General features: G+C 60.3%; 17 protein-coding genes. 13 read left to right on the forward strand and 4 right to left on the reverse strand.

Annotation, left to right across the window (positions count from 1 at the left end; genetic code table 11):
* Positions 1-104: 104 nt before the first annotated feature.
* From BZL43_RS14655 to BZL43_RS14665, 3 genes are read right to left on the reverse strand one after another with little or no spacing between them, the layout of a single operon-like run.
* Positions 105-1502 carry an efflux transporter outer membrane subunit gene (locus BZL43_RS14655; RefSeq protein ID WP_095632970.1) on the reverse strand — a complete coding sequence of 466 codons (1398 nt, stop codon included), beginning with the start codon at positions 1500-1502 and terminating at the stop codon, positions 105-107.
* Positions 1503-1509: 7 nt separating this feature from the next.
* Entirely contained in the window at positions 1510-3483 is a 1974-nt protein-coding gene (locus BZL43_RS14660; RefSeq protein ID WP_095632971.1) for a MacB family efflux pump subunit, read from the reverse strand.
* Positions 3484-4644 (reverse strand): efflux RND transporter periplasmic adaptor subunit, encoded by a 1161-nt coding sequence (locus BZL43_RS14665; protein ID WP_095632972.1) that lies wholly within the window; start codon positions 4642-4644, stop codon positions 3484-3486.
* A 303-nt stretch (positions 4645-4947) separates the two neighbouring features.
* On the opposite strand from BZL43_RS14665, the gene BZL43_RS14670 reads away from it, so the two are divergent.
* From BZL43_RS14670 to BZL43_RS14690, 5 genes are all read left to right on the forward strand, one after another.
* Positions 4948-5430, forward strand: coding sequence for a sigma-70 family RNA polymerase sigma factor (locus BZL43_RS14670; protein WP_095632973.1), 483 nt, complete (start codon positions 4948-4950; stop codon positions 5428-5430).
* A gap of 144 nt (positions 5431-5574) precedes the next feature.
* On the forward strand, positions 5575-6912 hold the full coding sequence (locus BZL43_RS14675) for a lysine N(6)-hydroxylase/L-ornithine N(5)-oxygenase family protein (protein ID WP_095632974.1): 1338 nt from the start codon (positions 5575-5577) through the stop codon (positions 6910-6912).
* Positions 6913-7237: 325 nt separating this feature from the next.
* A complete protein-coding gene (locus tag BZL43_RS14680; RefSeq protein ID WP_095632975.1) occupies positions 7238-7675 on the forward strand; it encodes a chemotaxis protein CheY in 438 nt (145 codons plus the stop codon).
* 153 nt (positions 7676-7828) lie between these two features.
* Complete coding sequence (locus tag BZL43_RS14685; RefSeq protein WP_095632976.1) at positions 7829-8449, forward strand: response regulator transcription factor; 621 nt, start codon at positions 7829-7831, stop codon at positions 8447-8449.
* Positions 8450-11692, forward strand: a complete 3243-nt coding sequence (locus BZL43_RS14690) for a transporter substrate-binding domain-containing protein (RefSeq protein ID WP_095632977.1) — start codon at positions 8450-8452, stop codon at positions 11690-11692.
* 131 nt (positions 11693-11823) lie between these two features.
* On the opposite strand, the gene BZL43_RS14695 is transcribed toward BZL43_RS14690, so the two are convergent.
* Positions 11824-12729: a LysR substrate-binding domain-containing protein gene (locus tag BZL43_RS14695; protein WP_095632978.1), complete on the reverse strand. Its 906-nt coding sequence runs from the start codon at positions 12727-12729 to the stop codon at positions 11824-11826.
* Positions 12730-12836: 107 nt separating this feature from the next.
* Here BZL43_RS14695 and BZL43_RS14700 point away from each other — a divergent pair, with 107 nt between their 5' ends.
* From BZL43_RS14700 to BZL43_RS14730, 8 genes are all read left to right on the forward strand, one after another.
* On the forward strand, positions 12837-13703 hold the full coding sequence (locus tag BZL43_RS14700; protein WP_095632979.1) for a pirin family protein: 867 nt from the start codon (positions 12837-12839) through the stop codon (positions 13701-13703).
* A gap of 129 nt (positions 13704-13832) precedes the next feature.
* Positions 13833-14459: an isochorismate family cysteine hydrolase YcaC gene (gene ycaC, locus BZL43_RS14705; protein ID WP_008011497.1), complete on the forward strand. Its 627-nt coding sequence runs from the start codon at positions 13833-13835 to the stop codon at positions 14457-14459.
* Between the two features lie 242 nt (positions 14460-14701).
* Positions 14702-16144, forward strand: a complete 1443-nt coding sequence (locus tag BZL43_RS14710; protein ID WP_095632980.1) for a mechanosensitive ion channel domain-containing protein — start codon at positions 14702-14704, stop codon at positions 16142-16144.
* A gap of 248 nt (positions 16145-16392) precedes the next feature.
* A complete protein-coding gene (locus BZL43_RS28290; protein WP_168185095.1) occupies positions 16393-16533 on the forward strand; it encodes a hypothetical protein in 141 nt (46 codons plus the stop codon).
* A gap of 67 nt (positions 16534-16600) precedes the next feature.
* Positions 16601-17041 carry a carboxymuconolactone decarboxylase family protein gene (locus tag BZL43_RS14715; RefSeq protein WP_095632981.1) on the forward strand — a complete coding sequence of 147 codons (441 nt, stop codon included), beginning with the start codon at positions 16601-16603 and terminating at the stop codon, positions 17039-17041.
* Positions 17042-17255: 214 nt separating this feature from the next.
* Entirely contained in the window at positions 17256-17756 is a 501-nt protein-coding gene (locus tag BZL43_RS14720; protein WP_095632982.1) for a sigma-70 family RNA polymerase sigma factor, read from the forward strand.
* Between the two features lie 40 nt (positions 17757-17796).
* Positions 17797-18771 (forward strand): FecR family protein, encoded by a 975-nt coding sequence (locus BZL43_RS14725; RefSeq protein ID WP_095632983.1) that lies wholly within the window; start codon positions 17797-17799, stop codon positions 18769-18771.
* A gap of 97 nt (positions 18772-18868) precedes the next feature.
* The gene (locus BZL43_RS14730) at positions 18869-21292 is read left to right on the forward strand and encodes a TonB-dependent receptor (RefSeq protein WP_095632984.1); all 2424 of its coding nucleotides are present in this window, start codon (positions 18869-18871) and stop codon (positions 21290-21292) included.
* The last annotated feature ends 109 nt before the right edge of the window (positions 21293-21401 follow it).

Genomic DNA, 21401 nt, shown 5'->3' on the forward strand with positions numbered 1-21401 from the left:
GCAGCTCCTACAGAGATTGATGTTCGTCGAAATATCGCGAGTGAACATCGATCCTGTAGGAGCTGCCGAAGGCTGCGATCTTTTGCTCTTTGAAAAACAAGCCGTCAGATGATCTGCCAACCCCCACCCAACGCTTTGTACAGCGCAATACTGGCCTGCAACCGCGACAATCTCAGCTGCACATTCAGATCCTGGGCGGCATACAGCGTGCGCTGGGTTTGCAGCACCGTGAGCAGGTCTTCGGCGCCGGCCTGGTAGCGGCTCTGGGCGATGTCGAAAGCGCTCTGCGCCTGGCTCAGTTCTTCCCCTTGCCACTGACGTTGTTCGTCCAGCCCATGAATGCTGTTGAGGGCTTTTTCCACATCGGCGAAGCCATTGATGATTGCCCCGCGATAGGTTTCCAGCAGTTCCTGTTGGCGTGCCGTGGCCTTGTCGCGCTCGGCGCTGAGGCGACCATTGTTGAAGACCGGCGCCACCAGCCCCGAGGACAGGTTGTAAAAAGTCGTGCGCAACAGATCCGAGGCCAGATCGGCGCCGGTGCCCAGGCTGGCGGTGAGCGTCAGCTTGGGCAGCATCGCCGCGCGGGCGACGGTCACATCGGCCTGGGCAGCGGCGAGTTTGGCTTCGGCGCTGGCGATGTCCGGGCGGCGGCTCAACAACTCACTGGGCACGCCGCTGGCAATCTGCGGCCAATGCAGTTGATCGAACGGCTGCTCCGTCAGCGTCAGTGCCTGCACCGGTTGGCCGAGCAGGGCGGCGAGGGTGATCCGCGCTTCCTGTGCCTGTTGTTGCACCAACGGTAGTTTGCGTTGCTGTTCGGCCACCAGGCTTTTTTGCTGAGCCAGTTCCAGCGCCGTGGCGCTGCCGGCGTCGTAGCGAGTCTGCACCCATCGCAAAACGCTTTGGGCGTTGGCCAGGTTCAGCTCGGCGATCCGTTGCTGTTCACGCAACGACAAGGCCTGGGTGTAGCTGTTGGCCACGCCGCTTTGCAAGGTCAGTTCCACGGTGGCCCGATCGAACTCACTGGCCTGCAAGCCAAAAAGGGCGCTGTCTCGGGCCGCCCGTTTGCCGCCCCAGAAATCGATTTCGTAACTGGCGCTCAGTTCTGCATCGTAATAATTCAGCGAGCGATTATCGGGGCTGACGTCCAGTTGGCTGTAGCCCTTGCCATGCAGCAAGCGTTGGCGATTGGCGTTGAGACCGGCCTTGAGTTCGGGCAGAAGCGGGGCGCCGGCGATGGTGGCGCTGGCCTGGGCTTGCTGCACCCGGGCGACAGCGGCGGCCAGGTCATGGCTGCCCACGCTGGCCTGTTCGATCAGGCGATTGAGTTGCGGGCTGCCGAACTGCGTCCACCATTGCCGATTGCTGTGTGCAGCGGCGGCGGTGTTCGGCGATTGCCAGGTGGCGGCGGGTGGTTGCAGGCCGCTGTCGGGGCGTGGCGCAGGGTTACTGCAGGCGGCCAGCAACAGGCTGGCGGCCAGAAGGGTCAGGGGCACTTTCATAGGTCGATCATTCACTGGTAAGGGCCGTGACCGGATCGAGCCGGGCAGCCTTGCGGGCAGGCATGAAGCCGAAGATGACGCCGGTGACCAGCGCGCAGCCGAAGGCGCCGAGCACGGCGATCAACTGGAACGCGACCGCAACATTGCCAAGCAGCAACACGCCACCGACCAACAGCGCCAGGCCAATCCCGGCGATACCGCCGACCACCGAGAGCATCACCGCTTCGGTGAGGAACTGGCGCAGAATGTCGCGCTGACGGGCGCCAGTGGCCATGCGAATGCCGATTTCCCGGGTGCGTTCACGTACGGTCATCAGCATGATGTTCATGACGCCGATGCCACCGACCAGCAGCGAAATCGCCGCAATCGAACCGAGCATCAAGGACAGCGTGCCCTGGGTGCGGGCTTCTGCCTGGATCATGGCGGCGTTGTTGGTCAGTTCGAAATCGCGCTTGCCCTTGTGTTCGCGCAGCATCGTGTGTTCGATCGCCTGCTCGGCCTCCTTGACCTTGCGCGCATCTTTGGCGGCGATCACCACGTACTCGGGGTTGCGACTGCCAAACAGCCGCACACTGGCGGCCGAGTAGGGCACAGCGATGCGGTTGTCACTGTCGGAATCGCCGGAACTGGAGCCTTTTTCCGCCAGCACGCCGAGCACCTGGAACGGCACGTTTTCAATCAGGATGTACTGGCCAATCGGGTCGACCCGGTCGTTGAACAGCTTCTCCCGGACCTTGTGGCCGATCACCGCGACGGCGGCGGCGCTGTCTTCATCGGCCTGGCTGAAATAGCTGCCGTGAACCACCGGCCAATTGAAAATGCTCGGGAAGTTGGTGTCGTTGCCACCCACATAAGCGGTGTGATCGGCGTTGCCGAAACGCACGCCGGCCGTCGAACCGTTGACCGGCATGATCCGCTGTACCTGGGGCAGGTCGGCGAGCGCGGCGACGTCGTCGAGGGTAATGATGCCGGGCGGTGTACGCGGATTGGGCGCGGCGCCGCTGAGGTAAATGATGTTGGAACCGAAGGCGCCCATCTGCGCCATCACTTGCCGTTTGCTGCCTTCACCCACCGCCAGCATCACCACCACCGACGCAACGCCAATGACAATCCCCAGCAGCGTCAACGCGGTGCGGAAGCGGTTGATCCACATCACGCGCCACGCTGCCTGAACCGCGTCCAGCAGTTCGCCTTTCCAGGCACCATTGGTTTCGCTGCCGGCGCTCAGGCGCTGGCGCAGGTCCACGGCTTGCAGTGCGTCGGGACGGGCCGTGCGCGGGGGAGCCGAAGGGTGGGCGGCCGTGTCGCTGATGATCAGGCCGTCGCGGATTTCGATGACCCGATTGGCGCGCCTGGCCACTTCGCGGTCGTGGGTGATCAGGATCACCACATGCCCTTGACTGGCCAGTTCATCGAGCAGGCTCATGACTTCGGCGCCGCTGTGGCTGTCGAGGGCGCCGGTGGGTTCATCGGCGAGGATGATGTGGCCGCCATTCATCAAGGCGCGGGCGATCGACACCCGTTGCTGCTGACCACCGGAAAGCTGATGCGGACGGTTACCGGTGCGCGAACCCAGGCCGAGGCGCTCGAGCAGGGCCGCCGCGCGGGCATGGCGTTCGTCCGCCGGGGTGCCGGCATAAATGGCGGGCATTTCGACGTTTTCCTGGGCCGATCCGGACGGGATCAGGTGGTAACCCTGAAACACGAAACCGAAGGCCTCGCGCCGTAGCCAGGCCAGTTCGTCGCTGCCCAGGCCGGCGACGTTTTCTCCGGCGAACAGGTAGTCGCCGCTGGTGGGGCGGTCGAGGCAGCCGAGGATGTTCATCAGGGTCGATTTGCCGGAACCAGAAGCGCCGACGATGGCGACAAATTCGCCAGCATGAATCGCCAGGTCGATGCCGCGCAGCACCTCCACCACGGGGCTGTCGCCACCGCCGTAGGCTTTGCGGATCTGTCGCAGGTCAATCAGGGGCGTTTGCATTCAGCCTCCGCTGCCGGTGAGCGGGGCGCTCAGCACGTGATCGCCTTCCGCCAAGCCGTCGAGAATCTGCGTGCGCAAACGGTCGCTGATCCCGGTGCGAACCTCGCGGCGCTGCACCTCGCCGTTGGCCGCCACCACTTGCGCGATCTGGCGATCCGCCGCGGTGCCGTTTTGCAGGGCAGCGGTGGGCACCGTCAGCACGTTCTGTGCTTGCCGGGCGACGAAAAATACCTGGGCGGTCATGTCGGTCATCAAGGCGTTGTCGGCGTTGTCGACATCCAGCAACACGGTGTAGAGCACCACCCGTTCGCTGCCGCTGCGCCCGCCGGTGGGGCTGCCCTGCGTTTGTTCGAGCGGGCGCGGCGGCACCGGCAAAATCTGCCGCACGGTGCTGCTCCAGCGCCGGCTGCCACCGCTGAGGGTGGTGAACCAGGCGGTCATGCCGGGTTTGACCTGGCCGATATCGGCCTCCGACACTTCGGCCCATACGGTCATTGGTGACAACTTGGCGATGCGCAATATCAGCGGCGTCTGTTGTTGGGCGTTGAGCGTCTGGCCTTCCCGGGCGCCGACGGCGACCACCGTGCCGGACATCGGCGCGTAGATCCGTGTGTAACCGAGCTCTGCTTCATCGCTGCGCAAACTGGCCTGGGCTTGACGAATCTGAGCCTGGAACATGTCGATGCGCGCTTGTCTCGCCCGCACTTCGGCGCGGGCGGTCTGCACATCTTCTTCGCGGGTCGCGCCGCCCGCCTTGAGGTTCTGCTGACGCTGGTATTTTTGTTGCGCCAGGTCGTGCTGGGCGCGCTGCTCTTGCAACTGGGCCTTGAGGTTGTCGATGGAAAAGCGCCCGGCGTCGAGTTTGGCTTTCTGGGTCGAGGGATCGATCTCCACCAGCAATTGGCCTTCCTTGACTTGATCGCCGGCCTCGACATGAATCTTCTGGATCTGCCCGGAGGCCTGGGCGCCGACGTCGACGTACCGTCGCGGTTGCAGGGTGCCGAGGGCGGTCACGCTGGTTTCGATATCGGCGCGGGTCACGGTGGCGGTGGCAAGTTTTTCACGCCCCGGCGGGATCACTTGCCAGGCGGCCAGGGCTGCGGCGGGGATCAGGCACAGTGCGACAAACAGGGCGCGTCGGGTAGGGCGGGGACGTTTCATGCGGGGTTCCAGCCGGTAAAAATCGGCCCGTCGCTCGGCGAGCGCGGCAGTGACCGGCGTCGCTGAACGCTGTCGGTGGACCGACAGACACGGGAAGCTGTCCTGTAAACGAGAACCCCGGAGCAGAATTTAAGCCTTGAAACAGGGCGTTACAGGCCGGGCAAATGAGGTTATTTCTCAGGTAAATGGATCCAGTGCTTTAAATCTATATGAGAATTACTATAAATTACGCCTCTTGCGCGCTGCCATCATCGTGCCGCCATTCTCTTTTTTGGCGCAGATCTGGCTCAAGGACGGGGAGTCATGTTGGAAAACTACTATCGCGAGCTGGTGTGTTTCCTGAACGCCAAGCTTGGCAACCGTCAGGTGGCCGAAGATGTGGTGCATGACGCTTATCTGCGGGTGCTGGAGCGTTCCAGTGACACGCCGATCGAACAACCCCGGGCGTTTCTATATCGCACCGCGCTCAATCTGGTGATCGACGACCACCGACGCAATGCCTTGCGGCAGGTCGAACCCCTGGACGTGCTCGACAGCGAAGAGCGCTACTTCACGCCATCCCCTCATAACAGCCTCGATCATGGCCAGCGCCTGGACATGCTTCAGCGTGCACTGGCGGAGTTGCCAAAGCTGTGTCGCGAGAGTTTTCTTTTGCGCAAGATCGACGGCTTGTCGCACCCGCAAATCGCCGAGCGCCTGGGTATTTCCCGGGCGCTGGTGGAAAAGCACATCGTCAATGCCATGAAGCATTGCCGGGTGCGCATGCGCCAGTGGGACGCTCCCTGATCGCCACTTCAATCAGGCCTCGTTAAATTTTTTTTCATTGTCCTCGTTCCTATTCAACAGACGATCTGCTGCCGCACAAGGCCGGTCAGGTCACCCAGGCGCTTTATCCCCGCTGCTCCGGGGTTCATCCAGAGGACACTGGAAATGACACAGGCAATTGCATCGCCCATCGTTCACGACCTGATCGGCGTCGGTTTCGGCCCTTCGAACCTGGCGCTGGCCATCGCCCTGCAAGAGCGCGGGCCGAGTCAGGGCGAGCTGGACGTGCTGTTTCTCGACAAGCAGGCGGACTACCGCTGGCATGGCAACACCCTGGTCACCCAGAGCGAACTGCAGATTTCCTTCCTCAAAGACCTGGTGACGCTGCGTAACCCCACCAGCCCCTATTCTTTCGTCAATTACCTCAAGCATCACGGTCGTCTGGTGGACTTCATCAACCTCGGCACGTTTTATCCGTGCCGCATGGAGTTCAACGATTACCTGCGCTGGGTCGCCGGGCAATTTACCGGGCAGAGCCGTTACGGCGAGGAGGTGTTGGCCATCGAGCCAGTGCTGCATCACCAGCAGGTCGAAGCACTGCGAGTGATCTCGCGTGATACGCAAGGCCGCCAGCAGGTGCGCACCACCCGTTCGGTAGTGGTCAGCGCCGGCGGTACACCGCGCATTCCCGAGGCGTTCAAGGCACTCAAGGATGACGGTCGGGTGTTCCATCACTCACAGTATCTGGAGCGCATGGCCAAACAGCCGTGCGTGAACAACCAACCGATGAACATTGCGATCATCGGCGGCGGGCAGAGTGCGGCGGAAGCCTTTATCGATCTGAACGACAGCTTCCCGTCGGTGCAGGTGGACATGATCCTGCGCGGTTCGGCCCTGAAACCGGCCGATGACAGTCCTTTCGTCAATGAAGTGTTCTCGCCGCAATTCACCGACCTGGTGTTTCAGCAGGCCAGCGGCGAGCGCGAGCGTCTGGTCAACGAGTACCACAACACCAATTATTCGGTGGTCGATATCGACCTGATCGAACGCATCTACGGCATCTTCTACCGGCAGAAAGTCTCGGGCATTGCGCGCCATGCGTTCCGTACCCTGACCACCGTCGAAAAGGCCACCGCCACCGAGCGCGGCATCGAGCTGGCGGTGCGCGACAACGCCACCGGTGAAGTCACGGTTCGTCATTACGACGCCGTGGTACTGGCCACCGGTTACGAGCGTCAGCTGCACCGCAAACTGCTGGCGCCGCTGGAACAGTACCTGGGCGATTTCGAGGTCGACCGCCACTACAAAATGATCACCGATGAGCGCTGCAAGGCCGGCATTTACATGCAGGGCTTCTGCCAGGCCAGCCACGGCTTGAGCGACACCTTGCTGTCGATCCTGCCGATCCGCGCCGATGAAATTGCCGGCTCGTTGTATGAGCATGGCAAGTCGCGGGGGCATGGCCGCTCGGTGATGGATGTGTTGTTGGCGACTGCCAGCTAAACCTTTTGCACCTGCCAAGCCGCTATCGCGGGCAAGCCCGCTCCCACAGTTTGATCTTCAGTCACCAAATCTGTGTTCACTGAAGATCCCTGTGGGAGCGGGCTTGCCCGCGATGCGGCTCAAAAACACCACGAATCCAGAGTCCTGAACCTGCTGAAGAATCCCGCGCTGCAACGGCGCGGCGAATCCCGACCCGCTCCTTGAGCGCCATGTACTGAAGGAATAAATGGCGCAGTTTTTAGGAAATGTCCTACAGAACGCATCTTCGGTCTTGCGTAGCCTTGCCGCCTCATTCATCAGTCATCGATTGACCTGGAGGCACGCGATGATCAATAAAGCCTTGCGTATCCTGATCGCCGACGAACAGCATTTTCACCGGATGAAAACCGAGCGGCTGTTCAATCAGCTCGGTTATTACCGCGTGGCCCCGGTACAAAGCCTTGTGGAGATGCTGACTCTGATCGAGTACGCCTGGGAGCCATTTGACCTGGTGGTCATCAATGCCTCGCTGGCGGATGGGGCATTGGACCTGCTCGGGTTCTTCCTCGATAACGGCCAGGTTCACCACGCCTTGATCTACGATGGCCGGCAGGCACCGTTGTCGCCGACCCTGGCCACCGGTGTTGAACAGAAGGTTCAGGTGAGCCACGGGGCGCGGCCTGATCTGGAGTCCATTCAACGGCTGATGGCGCTCATCGATCCGCCTGCGGGTGAAGCTGCACAGTCCTTCCTGCCTGCGCAATATCAGCATCAAATTGCCTGATTTCGGGTTACCGCTCGTCGGTACTATCATTTCTGACAGGTGTCTTTTGCCTGTCTGCCGTGCAAAAGTCCTGGCGCAGCCGTTGCGTCCGGTCCGTCATCATCCAGAGTGCCGTCGTGGCGCAATCATCGGGTCTTTGGACAGGATTTCTCCATGAAGAAAGTGCTGATTGTGGACGATCATCCGGTGGTACGCGCCGCAGTCAGACTTGTCCTTGAGCTGGAGGGATTCAAACATATTCATGAGGCGTCCAGCGGTGGCGAGGCGATATCGTTACTCCACGAACATTCATTCAATCTGGTAATCCTCGATCTGGTCATGCCCGGCGGCGATGGGCTGGAACTGCTGGATCGGATCAGGGCCAGTGACTGGTCATGCCTGGTACTGGTTTTCACCTCTCTGGACCCACTGTTTTTTCAAGAGCGTTGCATGCGTGCCGGAGCTATGGCGTATGTCGCCAAGACCAACGTCCTGAGCCAATTGCACAAAGCCGTGCATGCGGTCATGACCGGTTATACCTATTTTGCGCGGCTGCCTTCGGTATCGCAGGACGCCTTGCAACGCAGCGAAAAACAGATGATCGACAAGCTCTCCAATCGCGAACTGACCATCCTGCAATACCTGGCCCGGGGTATGAGTAACAAAAACATCGCCGAGCTTATGCACCTGAGTCACAAGACCGTCAGCACCTACAAGACCCGCTTGATCGAAAAGCTCGGCGTGAACGCGGCGGTGCACCTGCGGGACTTCGCCAAGCGCAATCATCTGATCTGAATGAAACCGACCGTGCCCATCGTTTTGTTGGCCTTGATACTGAGCCTTGTATCGCACGTTTCAGTGTCACTGGCCGACGAGCCGCAGCAGTTGCATCTGCTGGGGCGCTCCACCGTGGAGGGCGTTGAGGTCAGGCTGGAGGAAAAGGACTGGCAATGGCTGCGCGATAAACGAACCCTGCGCCTGGGGGTAACGGGGGCGGATTACCCGCCGTTCGAGGTGACGCGCCATCGCGCTGTGCTGGAAGGGATTACCGCCGATTACGCCAACCTGCTGGGGCAACTGCTGCACGTCAAGATCGACGTGCTGCGCTACGCCACTCGTGAAGCCGCCATGGACGCCCTCAAACGCCATGAACTGGATCTGCTCGGGACATCGAACAACTTCGAATTGGCCGACCCTGCGCTGACCCGGTCCCGAGCCTATGCCGAAGATCAGCCGATGCTGGTCACCCGAGTGGACGAGCGAATGCCCGTCGACCTTGCCGGCAAACGCATTGCCATGGTCGAAGACTATTTGCAGGCTCAGACGGTTGAAGCGTTTTATCCCGAGGCAAGTTTGCAGCTCTATCCCTCGGCACTCGTTGCCCTCGGTGCAGTAGCGTTCGGGCCAGACGATGTGTACCTGGGCGACTTCATCAGCGCCAATTACCTGATCAACAACAACTACCTCAATAATGTTCATCTGGCGGGGCCTTCCGGTCTGGATGCCAATCCGTTCGGCTTCGCTTTGGCGAAGGACAATCCGCGTCTCAAAAGCATCATCGACAAGGCGCTGGCGGCGATTCCGATGGAACAGCGCGTCGTCATCGAAGTGCGCTGGAGTGCCGGTAAGGCTGATTCGGCGGGTCAGGAACAGGTGAGTTTGAGCCCCAGCGAACAACGCTGGCTGGAGCGGCATCCGGTAGTCACTGTGGGTGCGATCGACAACTTTGCCCCGCTGACGTTCTACAATGCCCAAGGCCGGCTCAGCGGGTTGACGGCGCAGTTGCTGACGCTGATCAGCCAGCGCAGCGGTTTGACCTTTGAGGTGCAACGTGGCCATTCACTGGACCGGCAGATCGAGCAACTCCAGGAGGGTGAAATCGATCTATTACCGGTGATTACTCCCAGTACCGAACGTGAAGACGCGTTGCTGTTTACCCGCGCCTATCTCAGCAATCCATTTGTGCTGGTCAGTGCAACGACCCAAGGCAGCCCCAGGACGCTGGACGAGCTGGCCGGTAAACGCCTGGCGATTTATCGTGGTCACCCGTTGTTCGGGTTCATACAGATGCGGGCGCCGCAGGTGCGCCTGATCGAGGTGCAAAGTCCGGCCGAGGGCATGGAACGGGTGATCAAGGGGCAGGCTGATGCGACGCTCAGTTCATTGATCGTCGCCCGTTACCTGATCGCTCGGCATTTCCCGGATCATCTGCGCATCAGCAGCACCGTCGGTGACCAACCCGCCCGAATTGCCCTGGCCACGCACCGCGGCGCGCTGGAGTTGCACTCGATTCTGAACAAGGCGTTGCTGAGCATATCGCCTCAGGAAATGGACGATCTGGTGGCCCGCTGGAGCAATGATGTGGTGCCGGATGACAGCTATTGGCTGCGCCATCGTCAAGGCATTCTTCAGGCGTTTGCCGTGGCTGGCGCCTTGTTGTTGCTCGCCCTGGGCTGGATCGCCTGGCAACGCCGGCAAATTCGCCAGCGTCAGCAGTGGTTGCAGCAATTGCAGGAGGCCAAGAACGAGGCGGACGATGCCAACCGCGCCAAAACCACTTTTCTGGCGACCATGAGTCATGAGATCCGCACCCCGATGAGTGCCCTGATCGGCATGCTCGAACTGGCCCTAAAACGGGCGGAGGAGGGCGTTACCGATCGCTTTGCCATTGAGGTCGCGTCCAATGCCGCACAGCAATTGCTGGCGCTGATCGGTGACATTCTGGACATCGCCCGTATCGAATCCGGACATTTGTCCCTGACACCTGAACGCGCCAATCTTCGGGAGCTGGTGGCGTCGGTGTGCCGGGTTTTCGAAGGCCTTGCACGGCAAAATGAACTGGCGTGGCGCATCGATCTGGACGAACACAGTGACTGCGATGTGTTGATCGATCCCACCCGTTTCAAGCAGGTGCTGTCCAATCTGCTGAGCAATTCCATCAAGTTCACCCGTGAGGGCGAGGTGAGCCTGACGCTGCGGGTCACGCCGATGCCGTCGGGGCATCTGGCGGTCAATGTCCGCATCGAAGACACCGGCATGGGTATCAGCGACGTTGACCGGCAACGGTTGTTCAGTCCGTTCGCTCAAGCCGGCAATAACCAGCAGTCAGCTCGCGGCGGCTCCGGGTTGGGCCTGGTGATCAGCCGCACCCTGTGCGAAATGATGGGCGGCCGGCTGCAACTCGACAGCGTCCTTGGACAAGGCACGCAAGTCGACATCACCCTTGAGCTGATCGCACTGCAACCGTTGCCTTGCATTGCGGCAGTGGAAAGCGGGGTGCAGGTGCCGATGCGCTCGCTGACGATTCTGGTGGTCGACGATCATCCGGCTAATCGGTTGTTGCTTTCATGGCAACTGAGCCATCTGGGGCATCGTGTTCTGGAGGCTGAAGAAGGCGCCCGGGGGCTGGAGCTGTGGCGCGAACATGAGTTCGATCTGGTGGTTACCGACTGCAATATGCCCAGGCTCAGTGGTTACGAGCTGGCGGGTGCAATCCGCGATGAAGAGCGCGCCCAGGGATTACCGTCGACGCTGATTCTGGGCTTTACCGCCAATGCACAGCCTGAGGAAAAAGTCCGCTGCCTGCAGGCTGGTATGGACGACTGCCTGTTCAAACCCATTCTGCTGGCGGATTTGAGCGCATGGCTGGCGTCCAGGTTTGCAAGCGAAGCACCACAGACGCTCCAAGAGCAGCTCGCGCCCGAGATGGATTTGAGTGGCCTGGAGCAATACGTCGGTGCCGACCGCACGTTGCTTGATCACCTGGTGCGTGAACTGGCGGTCACTAACCGCAGTGACCGGAACAATCTGCTGCAGGCGCATGCCAAGGGTGATCGCCATGACCTGCAAGACCTGGCGCACCGCATCAAGGGCAGCGCGCGCATGGTCCGGGCGCTGCGTTTGATTGAGCATTGCGAGCGACTGGAGCGTGTCATCGATGAGGGCAACACGCTGCTGCTCGATGAAGCTGTCGATCGGTTGCAGCATGCCATGGCATCGCTGGACAAGCATTTGAGCGCCGATTTGCGCCAAGGCTGAAACGTTGTTTTCAAGTCATGAATGGAGAATCGAAAGCGCAAAAGATCGCAGCCTTCGGCGCCGCGATATCGCAGTCAAACACAATCCCCGGTAGGAACTGCCGAAGGCTGCGATCTTTTGATTTGCTGCTTTTAAGCAATATCGCTATGGCTGAATTCCTCACCCAGAAAGTCGATCAAGGTCCGCACCGACGGCAGCAATCCGCGTCGTGACGGGAAGATCGCATGCACGATCCCGCACTTGGGTGTCCAGCCCGGCACCAGTTCCACCAGTCGGCCGGCGGCAATGTCATCGCGCACCACCACACTGGGCAGGTGGGCGATGCCGATGCCGGCGAGTACCGCGTGACGCAAGGCCAGCAAGTCGTCGGTGACCATCCGCGGGGTATGACGAATCAGCGCGCTGGCGCCATCGGCACCGAACAATTCCCACTGGTACTCGCGCTGCGCGCCACCCCAATGCACGCTCGGCAGACCGCTGAGGTCGGCCGGTGTGGCCGGTGATGACAAGCGCTGCAAAAACGCCGGAACCCCCACCAGGCATTGGGTGCTGTTGCCCAGCACCTTCATCACCATGTCGGTGTTTTCCAGTGGCGGAAAGCGCACACGCAGCGCGATGTCGAACCCTTCGTGGATCAGATCGACCCGGCGGTTGGTGCTTTCGATGAACAATTCCACCAGCGGGTATTTGAGCATGTAGCGGGTCAGCATCGGCCCGACCCAGGAATTCAGCAGCGCTGTCGGGCAACTGATGCGCACCAGGCCCTGGGGTTCGGAGCGATTGCGTTCGATCAGTTCGGCAGCGCTTTCGGCTTCCACCCGCATGGCCAGGCAACGCTGGTAATACGCCTGGCCGATTTCGGTCAACGAACAATGCCGACTGCTGCGGTGCAGCAAGCGCACACCGAGGCGTTCTTCGAGCTCGGCGATGCGTCGGCTGAGCTTGGATTTGGGCATGTCCAGCGCGCGCCCGGCCGGGGCGAAACCGCGGTGTTCCACCACTTGGGTGAAGTAGTACAGGGTGTTGAGGTCTTCCATAATCGTTCTCCAAATAGAACGCTAAGGCTGATTTTTGCAGTCTAGCGCACCAAAGGCGCCGGTTTTAAGCTTTGTCCATCGCGTCACACCACAGATTTGGAGGAAAGATGAAAAACATCATCGGTCTCTACACCAGCCCACGGCCTCATTGGGTCGGCGACGGTTTTCCGGTTCGCACGCTGTTTTCCTACGACAACCTGGGCAAACACATCAGCCCGTTTCTGCTGCTGGATCACGCCGGCCCTGCCGAATTCACCCCGACCACCGAGCGTCGTGGCGTTGGTCAGCATCCGCACCGCGGTTTCGAAACCGTGACTATCGTCTACAAGGGCGAACTGGAACACCGCGACTCCACCGGCAGCGGCGGCAAGATCGGCCCCGGCGATGTGCAATGGATGACCGCAGCGTCGGGAATTCTCCATGAAGAGTTCCACTCCGAAGGTTTCGCCAAGAGTGGCGGCACCCTGGAAATGGTGCAGCTGTGGGTCAATCTGCCGGCCAGGGACAAGATGGCCGAGCCCGGTTACCAGACGATTCTCGACGCTGACATCCCGAGCATTTCACTGAAGAACAACGCTGGCAGCCTGCGCTTGATCGCCGGTGAGTTCGAAGGCCACAGCGGCCCGGCGCGGACCTTTACACCAATCGATGTGTGGGACGTTCGCTTGAACGCCGGCAAGTTGCTGACCCTGGATCTGCACCAAGGCCGCAACACGGCACTGGTGGTGCTGCGCGGCACGGTTCAGGTCAATGGTGTGGAACTGGTTCGTGAAGGGCAGTTGGCGCTGTTCGAGCGCGATGGCGATCAGCTCAGCCTGCAAGCCAATAACGACGCCGTGGTGCTGGTGCTCAGCGGCGAGCCGATCGATGAACCCATTGTCGGCCACGGCCCGTTCGTGATGAACAGCGAGCAGGAGATTCACCAGGCCTTTGCCGATTTTCAATCGGGCCGGTTCGGCCGGATGAGTGATTGAAATCATTGTTGTAGCGCTGTGTGGCGTGCCGGGTTTGGCTGACTACGCTTGCCTGGCCGCGTTTAAACGAAAAATCAGAGTTCACTTCCGCCGGCCCGTTCGGCATCAACAAAAAGCGAGGATTACCCCATGACCACTTCCTACAAACGTCTCGACAAAGATAACGCCGCCGTTCTGCTGGTTGATCACCAGGCGGGTCTGCTTTCTCTGGTGCGCGATATCGATCCGGATCGTTTCAAGAACAACGTGCTGGCCCTGGCCGACCTGGCCAAGTACTTCAAGCTGCCAACGATTCTGACCACCAGTTTTGAAACCGGCCCTAACGGCCCTCTGGTACCGGAACTCAAAGCGTTGTTCCCGGATGCGCCTTACATCGCTCGCCCCGGCCAGATCAATGCCTGGGACAACGAAGATTTCGTCAAGGCGATCAAGGCTACTGGTAAAAAGCAACTGATCATCGCTGGCGTAGTGACCGAAGTCTGCGTGGCGTTCCCGGCGCTGTCGGCCCTGGCCGAAGGCTTTGAGGTGTTCGTGGTGACCGATGCTTCCGGCACGTTCAACGAGTTGACCCGTCAATCGGCGTGGGATCGCATGTCGTCCTCCGGTGCCCAACTGATGACCTGGTTCGGCCTGGCCTGTGAACTGCATCGCGACTGGCGCAACGACGTGGAAGGTCTGGCGACTCTGTTCTCCAACCACATCCCGGACTACCGCAACCTGATGACCAGCTACAACACCCTCACCAACAGCAAGTAATTAATGGGGGAGCGGGCCTGTGTGGCGAGGGGGCTTGCCCCCGTTCGGCTGCGAAGCAGTCGTAAAACCGGGTCACCGCGTTCTAATTCAAGATCGCGGTGACTGGTTTTAGGGGGGCTTCGCGCCCCAACGGGGGCAAGCCCCCTCGCCACACAAGCCCGCTCCCACAGCGTTTTGTGTTGTTCTGAAGGCATCAAATCCTCCTACACTGTGCCCATCCGTACTATTGCTGGAGTTGCTTGATGCTGTCACTGCTTACCGATCACCCGTTGCTTAGCGCGCTGCTCCTGATTCTTATCGATCTGGTGTTGTGGCGTTTGATCACCGCCAGCGGCAGCCATTGGAAACTGGCGGTACGACTGGTGATTTTTTCCTTGTTCAGCGTGCTGCTGTTCAATGAAGGCTTGAACCCCATGGCGCCGGCGCCTTGGGTCGACAATGTGCCGTTGCACCTGGCGGCGACCGGTTTGCAGATCGGTTGGTGGCTGTATGCAGCGCGCACCCTGACGGTGTTGATCGGCACGGTGATGATGCAACGGGTCGGGCACACCGGGCGTTTGCTGCAGGATCTGCTCGGCGCCGTGATTTTCCTGATCGCGGTCATCGCCGCCCTGGCGTATGTGCTCGAATTACCGGTCAAGGGCGTGCTGGCAACCTCTGGTGCGTTGGCGATCATCGTCGGTCTGGCCTTGCAAAGTACTCTCAGCGACGTGTTCTCCGGGATTGTCCTGAACACCACCAAACCCTATCAACTGGATGACTGGATCTCCATCGACGGCACCGAAGGCCGGGTCACCGACATCGACTGGCGCGCCACACGCCTGCAGACCGCGCAAGGCAGCATGGCGGTGATTCCCAACTCACTGGCGGCCAAGGCCAAGATTGTCAACTTCAGCCGGCCCAGTGACATTTTCGGGGTGTCGATCAGCGTGCACGTCAGCCCCCATGCTCGTCCGCAAACGGTGATTGATGCACTGGAGCGGGCCATGCAGGGCTGCCGCTTTCTGTTGGCCAGACCGGCACCGAGCGTGTCATTGAAAAGCTCCGGCAGCACTGGCATGGAATACGAAATCAGTGGCTTCGTGGTCTCCATGGATCAGAAACGCATGGTGCGTAATCTGCTGTTTGATCTGGCGTTCCGGCACTTGCAGGCGTCCGGTGTCAGCCTGTTGTCCAGTGTCGAGCCCAACGCACCTGCTGCGCCGTCACGGCCGCGGGCGCTGCTGGACAGCTCGAACATCTTCTCGACCTTGCGTCAGGAAGAGAAAGAAACCTTCAGCCAGAATATGAAGCTGCAAACCTTCCGCGCCGGGGAAATGATCCTGCCGGCGGGGGAGGTCAGCGATCACCTGTTCATCATCGAATCCGGCGTGGTGTCGGTCACCCTGAGCCGCGCTGGCAAAAAAATCGAGGCCGGGCGCATGGGGCCGGGTGAGGTGATAGGCGAGGCCGGGATTCTGTCCGATGAATCGACGCTCGCCGATTTTTCGGCCAAGACCTTTTGCACGCTCTACCGCATCGAGAAGGAATACCTCAAGCCATGCCTGGATGCGCGGCATGACATCAATGAGGCGATGCAGGCCTTGCTGGATTTCCGTTTGCATACGGCTCAGGCACTGATTCAGGAAACGCCCAAGATGGTGGAGAAGAAGGGGTTTTTGCAGTGGTTGCGCAGGCGGGCTTAGGTTCGCGTGCATCCGTACACTCGGATGGGGCTTCAACAGGCACTGAACGGATGGGCTGTTCTGCGACAGGGGTGCGGTCTTGAGCGCTCTGCTCCAAGGGCAGATGTTGCAACGCCATGCCGATGGGGCCAACCGCCAGTAACAAGCCTAGACGAGCCAGGGTTTGGCGACGTGTCAGCGGTTGCTGATGCGCCGTCCCAGAAATTGACGAAGTGACACAGGACAACGGCATTCGGGAGGAGAGCGACATGATGGCAGATACTCCTTTCGGGCATCCCGGCCGCGTAATCAAGAATGAATCGCATTCTAATGGCGTCGAGGCGCTGATGGCAATTACCCATGCCTTCTATTTATCGCGCTTGCCTTTGGCATCCTCAACTTCCCAATAATTGGCTATTTGTTCCACCGCAGGCCGGCATTAACGTAGCGCCAACCCATCTGTGACTGGAGCTCACCATGCAACCTCGTATCGATTTCTACACCGCCTCCCCGGACGGCCTCAAAGCGATGATCGCCCTGGAAGCCGCTGTCTCGAAGCTGCCCCTGGAAAAATCGCTGATCGAACTGGTCAAGCTGCGCGCATCGCAGATCAACGGCTGTGCCTTCTGCCTCGACATGCACGCCGCCGATGCCCGCAAGGATGGCGAGACCGAGCGTCGGCTTTACACCTTGTCGGCATGGCGTGAAACGCCGTTTTTCACCCCCCGTGAACGGGCGGCCCTGGCCTGGACCGAGTCCTTGACCCAACTGAGCCTGACCCACGCCCCGGACGAAGACTATGTAATGCTCAGCGCCGAGTTCAGTCCCAAGGAAATGGTCGACCTGACCGTGGCGATTTCCACCATCAACAGCTGGAATCGCCTGGCCGTGGGTTTTCGCAAAATGCCTCAAGCCTGATTTTTTGAGATAGCGACCAGGCTCAATGCCCATCGGTATTGAGCATTGAGCATTGAGCATTGGGCGCCCGCGGCATCGATGCCGGCGCGGGCCGCCCGCTATTTTTTATCCTGGTTCGACATCTCCAGTCTTCCGACGAGCTACACGAGGGAATCCATTGCTTCCAGTTAATAGGAAGCATTACTATTCGCGCCCCCCTCCACAGCACACCGCAATGACCTCCAAGCTGCCCCGCAGACACGGCTTTTTCGAGCATTACGAAGAGTTGATTGGCACCTGGACCCGTCGCCTGAGAAATCGTCAGCAGGCCGAGGACCTGGCCCACGACACCTTCGTGCGGGTGCTTGAGTCCGATTCGGCGGAGGTGCAACAACCTCGGGCGTATTTGCACCAGACCGCACGCAACATTGCGGTGGATGGTTATCGGCGTGAGGATCGGCGGGGCGCCATGGAGTCGGAGGCGATCGATCACAGTGCGTCGTCGTCCGGCGACCCGGAGCATTTCATGCACGCGATCCAGTTGGCGGATTCCATCGAACGGGCGCTTACCGAGCTGCCGCTCAACTGCCGCAAGGTGTTCGTCTGGCAGAAGATCGAAGGCCTGACCCAGGCCGAAATCGCCGAACGCCTGGGGCTGTCCAAGAACATGGTGGAAAAGTATATGATCCGCACCCTGCGGCATTTGCGTGATCGCCTGGACGGGTTGCAACCATGATTCGCCGCGCCTTTTCATTCCCGGCCCAACAGGACTTTCCATGATGGATACTTGTGATTGTGCGTGCGGGCAAACAACGGTTCGCGATGAAGCGGCGCGCTGGTTTGTGCGTTTGCAGGACCCTGCCGTCAACGCCGAAGAGCAGCGGGGTTTCGAGGTCTGGCTGGACGAACACCCACAGCATCGCGACGAATATCAAATGCTTCAGCGTCTGTGGGCAGCGGCCGATCTGCTACCCGCCAAACGCTTGCACGCCTTGTGCGAAACTCCGCCGGCACGCCGCACACGTCATTCGCTGGTGGGTTATGCAGCGGCCGCCAGTGTGTTGGCGGTGGCGCTCGGCCTGGGCGTATTCAGTGGCTTGAACCATCCGGCGACCTACACGGCTGAATATTCCACGGCCTTTGGCGAACGTCGCCATGTGGCACTGCCGGACGGTTCGGTGATCGATTTGAACAGCCGCAGCCGGGTGCAGGTGCGCTATGAAAAGGATCGTCGCAGCATCGAATTGACGCAAGGCGAGGCGATGTTCAGCGTCGAGCACGACAGCGGCCGACCGTTCGTGGTCGAGGCGGGCAGCGGCAAGGTGACGGTCACCGGCACCCGTTTCGACGTGCGTCGCGACAGCAGCGAAACCCGGGTCGCAGTGGAGCAGGGCACGGTCAAGGTTCAAGGTAGCGGCACGGATTTCGTCAGCCTCACCGCCGGCCTTGGTACTCGCGTCAATGCCCAGGGCTTTGTCGCTGCCGCCTATGCGGTCAACCCTGCTGAACTGACCGCATGGCGCAGCGGCAAACTGGTGTTCAACAACGCCAGCCTGAGCGAAGTGGCCGAAGAAGTGTCGCGCTACCGGGAAAAACCGCTGACGGTCGGTAGCGCCAAAGTAGGCAATCTGCGCCTGACCAGCGTGTTCAAATCCGACAACACTGACGCACTGCTCAAGGCCTTGCCGAGCATTCTGCCGGTAGCCATTCGGACCCTCGATGACGGCAGTCAGGAAATAATTGCCCGTTAGATTCAGGTTTTTTTCGAGTTCTTCGTCTTCTTGTCCAACTGCAACTGGTTTGCATTAACAGCCGCACACTTTTGCGATCCACAGGACAACGTTCGACGTGAAGAAAACCACCGCTAAAAATAACAAAACATCCTGGCTGCCCCTCGCTCTCGCCTTGGCGGTCAGCTCGGCGCTGCCTCAGGCGTTCGCTGCCGATGCCATTCATATTCAGGCGCAGCCGTTGGGCCAGGCCTTGAGTCAGCTGGGCCAGCAAACCTCGCTGCAGGTTTTTTTCAGCCCTGAACTGGTGGCTGGCAAACAAGCCCCGGCAGTCGACGGTAATCTCTCGCCGGAACAAGCCTTGCGCCAATTGCTGCAAGGCAGTGGTCTGGAATACCGGATCGATGAAGGCTCGGTGACCCTGATGCCAGCCCCGACTTCTGCCGCCAACGGCCCGCTGGAATTGGGCGTGACCAACATCAAAGTGGTTGGCGACTGGCTCGGCGATGCCAATGCCGCCGTGGTGCAAAACCATCCCGGCGCGCGCACGGTGATCCGTCGCGAAGCCATGGTCGAGCAGGGCGCGATGAACGTGGGTGAGGTGCTGCGTCGTGTACCCGGCGTGCAAGTGCAGGATGCCAACGGCACCGGCGGCAGCGATATTTCCCTGAACGTTGGCGTGCGTGGCCTGACCTCGCGCCTGTCGCCACGCTCTACCGTGCTGATCGACGGCGTACCGGCCGCCTTTGCGCCTTATGGGCAACCGCAGCTGTCCATGGCACCAATTTCCTCCGGCAACCTGGACAGCATCGACGTGGTGCGTGGCGCCGGTTCCGTGCGTTATGGGCCGCAGAACGTCGGTGGCGTGATCAACTTCGTCACCCGGGCGATTCCGGAGAAAGCCACCGGTGAAATCGGCACCACTTTGGAAACCACTCAGCGCGGTGGCTGGAAACACATCGACACCGCGTTTCTGGGGGGGACCGCCGATAACGGCATGGGCGTGGCACTGTTGTATTCCGGGGTGAACGGCGACGGTTATCGCAAAAGCAACAACAGCAATGACATCGACGACGTGATCCTCAAGACCCATTGGGCGCCCACCGATCAGGACGATTTCAGCCTCAATTTCCACTACTACGACGCCAGCGCCGACATGCCCGGCGGCCTGACGCAGAAGCAGTACGACGCCGATCCGTTCCAGTCCGTTCGCGATCATGACAACTTCAGCGGCCGGCGCAAGGACGTGTCCTTCAAGTGGATCCGGCAGATCGACGACCGCACCCAGGCCGAAGTGCTGACTTACTATTCCGACAGCTTCCGTGGCAGCACCATCGCCGCACGCGACCAGAAAACCCTCAGCTCTTATCCGCGCACTTACTACACCTTCGGCATCGAACCGCGGGTGTCCCATGTGTTTGACCTTGGGCCAACCACTCAGGAAGCCAGCGTCGGTTATCGCTACTTGAAAGAAGGCATGCATGAGGAGGCGAGCCGCCTGGCGCTGGTGAACAATCAGCCGGTGGTCACCAAAACGTCTGATGGCCATGTGTTCCAGGATCGCACCGGCGGCACCGAAGCTCACGCCATTTACATCGATGACAAGATCGACGTCGGCAACTGGACCGTGACTCCCGGCATCCGTTTCGAGAGCATCAGTACCGAATGGCACGACCGTCCGGTTCTCGATACCGCCGGCAAACCTGTTCAGGAAAAGCGCCGCAGCATCGACAGTAATGAACCGCTGCCGGCCCTGAGCGTGATGTATCACATGTCTGAAGCCTGGAAGCTGTTCGCCAACTACGAAACCTCGTTTGGCAGCCTGCAATATTTCCAGCTCGGTCAGGGTGGTTCGGGTGACAACACCGCCAACGGCCTGAACCCGGAAAAGGCCAAGACCTACGAGATCGGCACGCGCTACAACGATGACGTGTGGGGCGGGGAAGTGACGCTGTTCTACATCGACTTTGATAAGGAGTTGCAATACATCAGCAACGATGTGGGCTGGACCAACCTGGGCGCCACCACGCACCAGGGCCTTGAAGCCTCGGTGCACTACGACATGGCGGCGCTGGACCCACGGCTCGACGGCCTGACCGCCAATGCCGGTTTTACCTACACCCGCGCGGTTTACGAAGGTGAGATTCCAGGCTTCAAGGGCCGTGATCTACCGTTCTACTCGCGTCAGGTGGCCACCGCCGGGCTGCGTTACGACATCAACCGCTGGACCTACAACCTCGATGCCTTTGCCCAGTCCAAACAGCGCTCGCCGGGCACCGCGGTGAACGCTGATGGCAGTTTCAGCGGCAACTACATCACCGAAGGCAGCGCGGACGGCCAGTACGGCGACATTCCGGGTTACGTCACCTGGAACGTGCGTGGCGGTTATGACTTCGGCTCGCAACTGTCGAACCTGAAAGTCGGAGCGGGGGTGAAGAACATTTTCGACAAGCAGTACTTCACCCGCTCCAGCGACAACAACTCGGGGATGTACGTCGGCGCGCCACGCACATTCTTTGTGCAGGCCAGCGTCGGGTTCTGATTGACCGAGGTGGATTCATCGCGGGCAAGCCCGCTCCCACATGATCTTTGACGTCCACAAAATCTGTGTTCACTGAAGACCTATTGTAGGAGCGAGGCTTGCCCGCGAA

This window comes from Pseudomonas sp. PICF141 (assembly GCF_002286815.1).
Taxonomy (GTDB): Bacteria; Pseudomonadota; Gammaproteobacteria; order Pseudomonadales; family Pseudomonadaceae; genus Aquipseudomonas.

Bases quoted from the DNA above. Each gene is read 5' to 3' on its own strand.
- BZL43_RS14720 (WP_095632982.1), top strand. From the start codon at position 17,256: ATGACCTCCAAGCTGCCCCGCAGACACGGCTTTTTCGAGCATTACGAA.
- BZL43_RS14690 (WP_095632977.1), top strand. From the start codon at position 8,450: ATGAAACCGACCGTGCCCATCGTTTTGTTGGCCTTGATACTGAGCCTT.
- BZL43_RS28290 (WP_168185095.1), top strand. From the start codon at position 16,393: ATGATGGCAGATACTCCTTTCGGGCATCCCGGCCGCGTAATCAAGAAT.
- BZL43_RS14665 (WP_095632972.1), bottom strand. From the start codon at position 4,644: ATGAAACGTCCCCGCCCTACCCGACGCGCCCTGTTTGTCGCACTGTGC.
- BZL43_RS14685 (WP_095632976.1), top strand. From the start codon at position 7,829: ATGAAGAAAGTGCTGATTGTGGACGATCATCCGGTGGTACGCGCCGCA.
- BZL43_RS14710 (WP_095632980.1), top strand. From the start codon at position 14,702: ATGCTGTCACTGCTTACCGATCACCCGTTGCTTAGCGCGCTGCTCCTG.
- BZL43_RS14675 (WP_095632974.1), top strand. From the start codon at position 5,575: ATGACACAGGCAATTGCATCGCCCATCGTTCACGACCTGATCGGCGTC.
- BZL43_RS14700 (WP_095632979.1), top strand. From the start codon at position 12,837: ATGAAAAACATCATCGGTCTCTACACCAGCCCACGGCCTCATTGGGTC.
- BZL43_RS14680 (WP_095632975.1), top strand. From the start codon at position 7,238: ATGATCAATAAAGCCTTGCGTATCCTGATCGCCGACGAACAGCATTTT.
- ycaC (WP_008011497.1), top strand. From the start codon at position 13,833: ATGACCACTTCCTACAAACGTCTCGACAAAGATAACGCCGCCGTTCTG.
- BZL43_RS14715 (WP_095632981.1), top strand. From the start codon at position 16,601: ATGCAACCTCGTATCGATTTCTACACCGCCTCCCCGGACGGCCTCAAA.
- BZL43_RS14660 (WP_095632971.1), bottom strand. From the start codon at position 3,483: ATGCAAACGCCCCTGATTGACCTGCGACAGATCCGCAAAGCCTACGGC.
- BZL43_RS14695 (WP_095632978.1), bottom strand. From the start codon at position 12,729: ATGGAAGACCTCAACACCCTGTACTACTTCACCCAAGTGGTGGAACAC.
- BZL43_RS14725 (WP_095632983.1), top strand. From the start codon at position 17,797: ATGATGGATACTTGTGATTGTGCGTGCGGGCAAACAACGGTTCGCGAT.
- BZL43_RS14655 (WP_095632970.1), bottom strand. From the start codon at position 1,502: ATGAAAGTGCCCCTGACCCTTCTGGCCGCCAGCCTGTTGCTGGCCGCC.
- BZL43_RS14670 (WP_095632973.1), top strand. From the start codon at position 4,948: ATGTTGGAAAACTACTATCGCGAGCTGGTGTGTTTCCTGAACGCCAAG.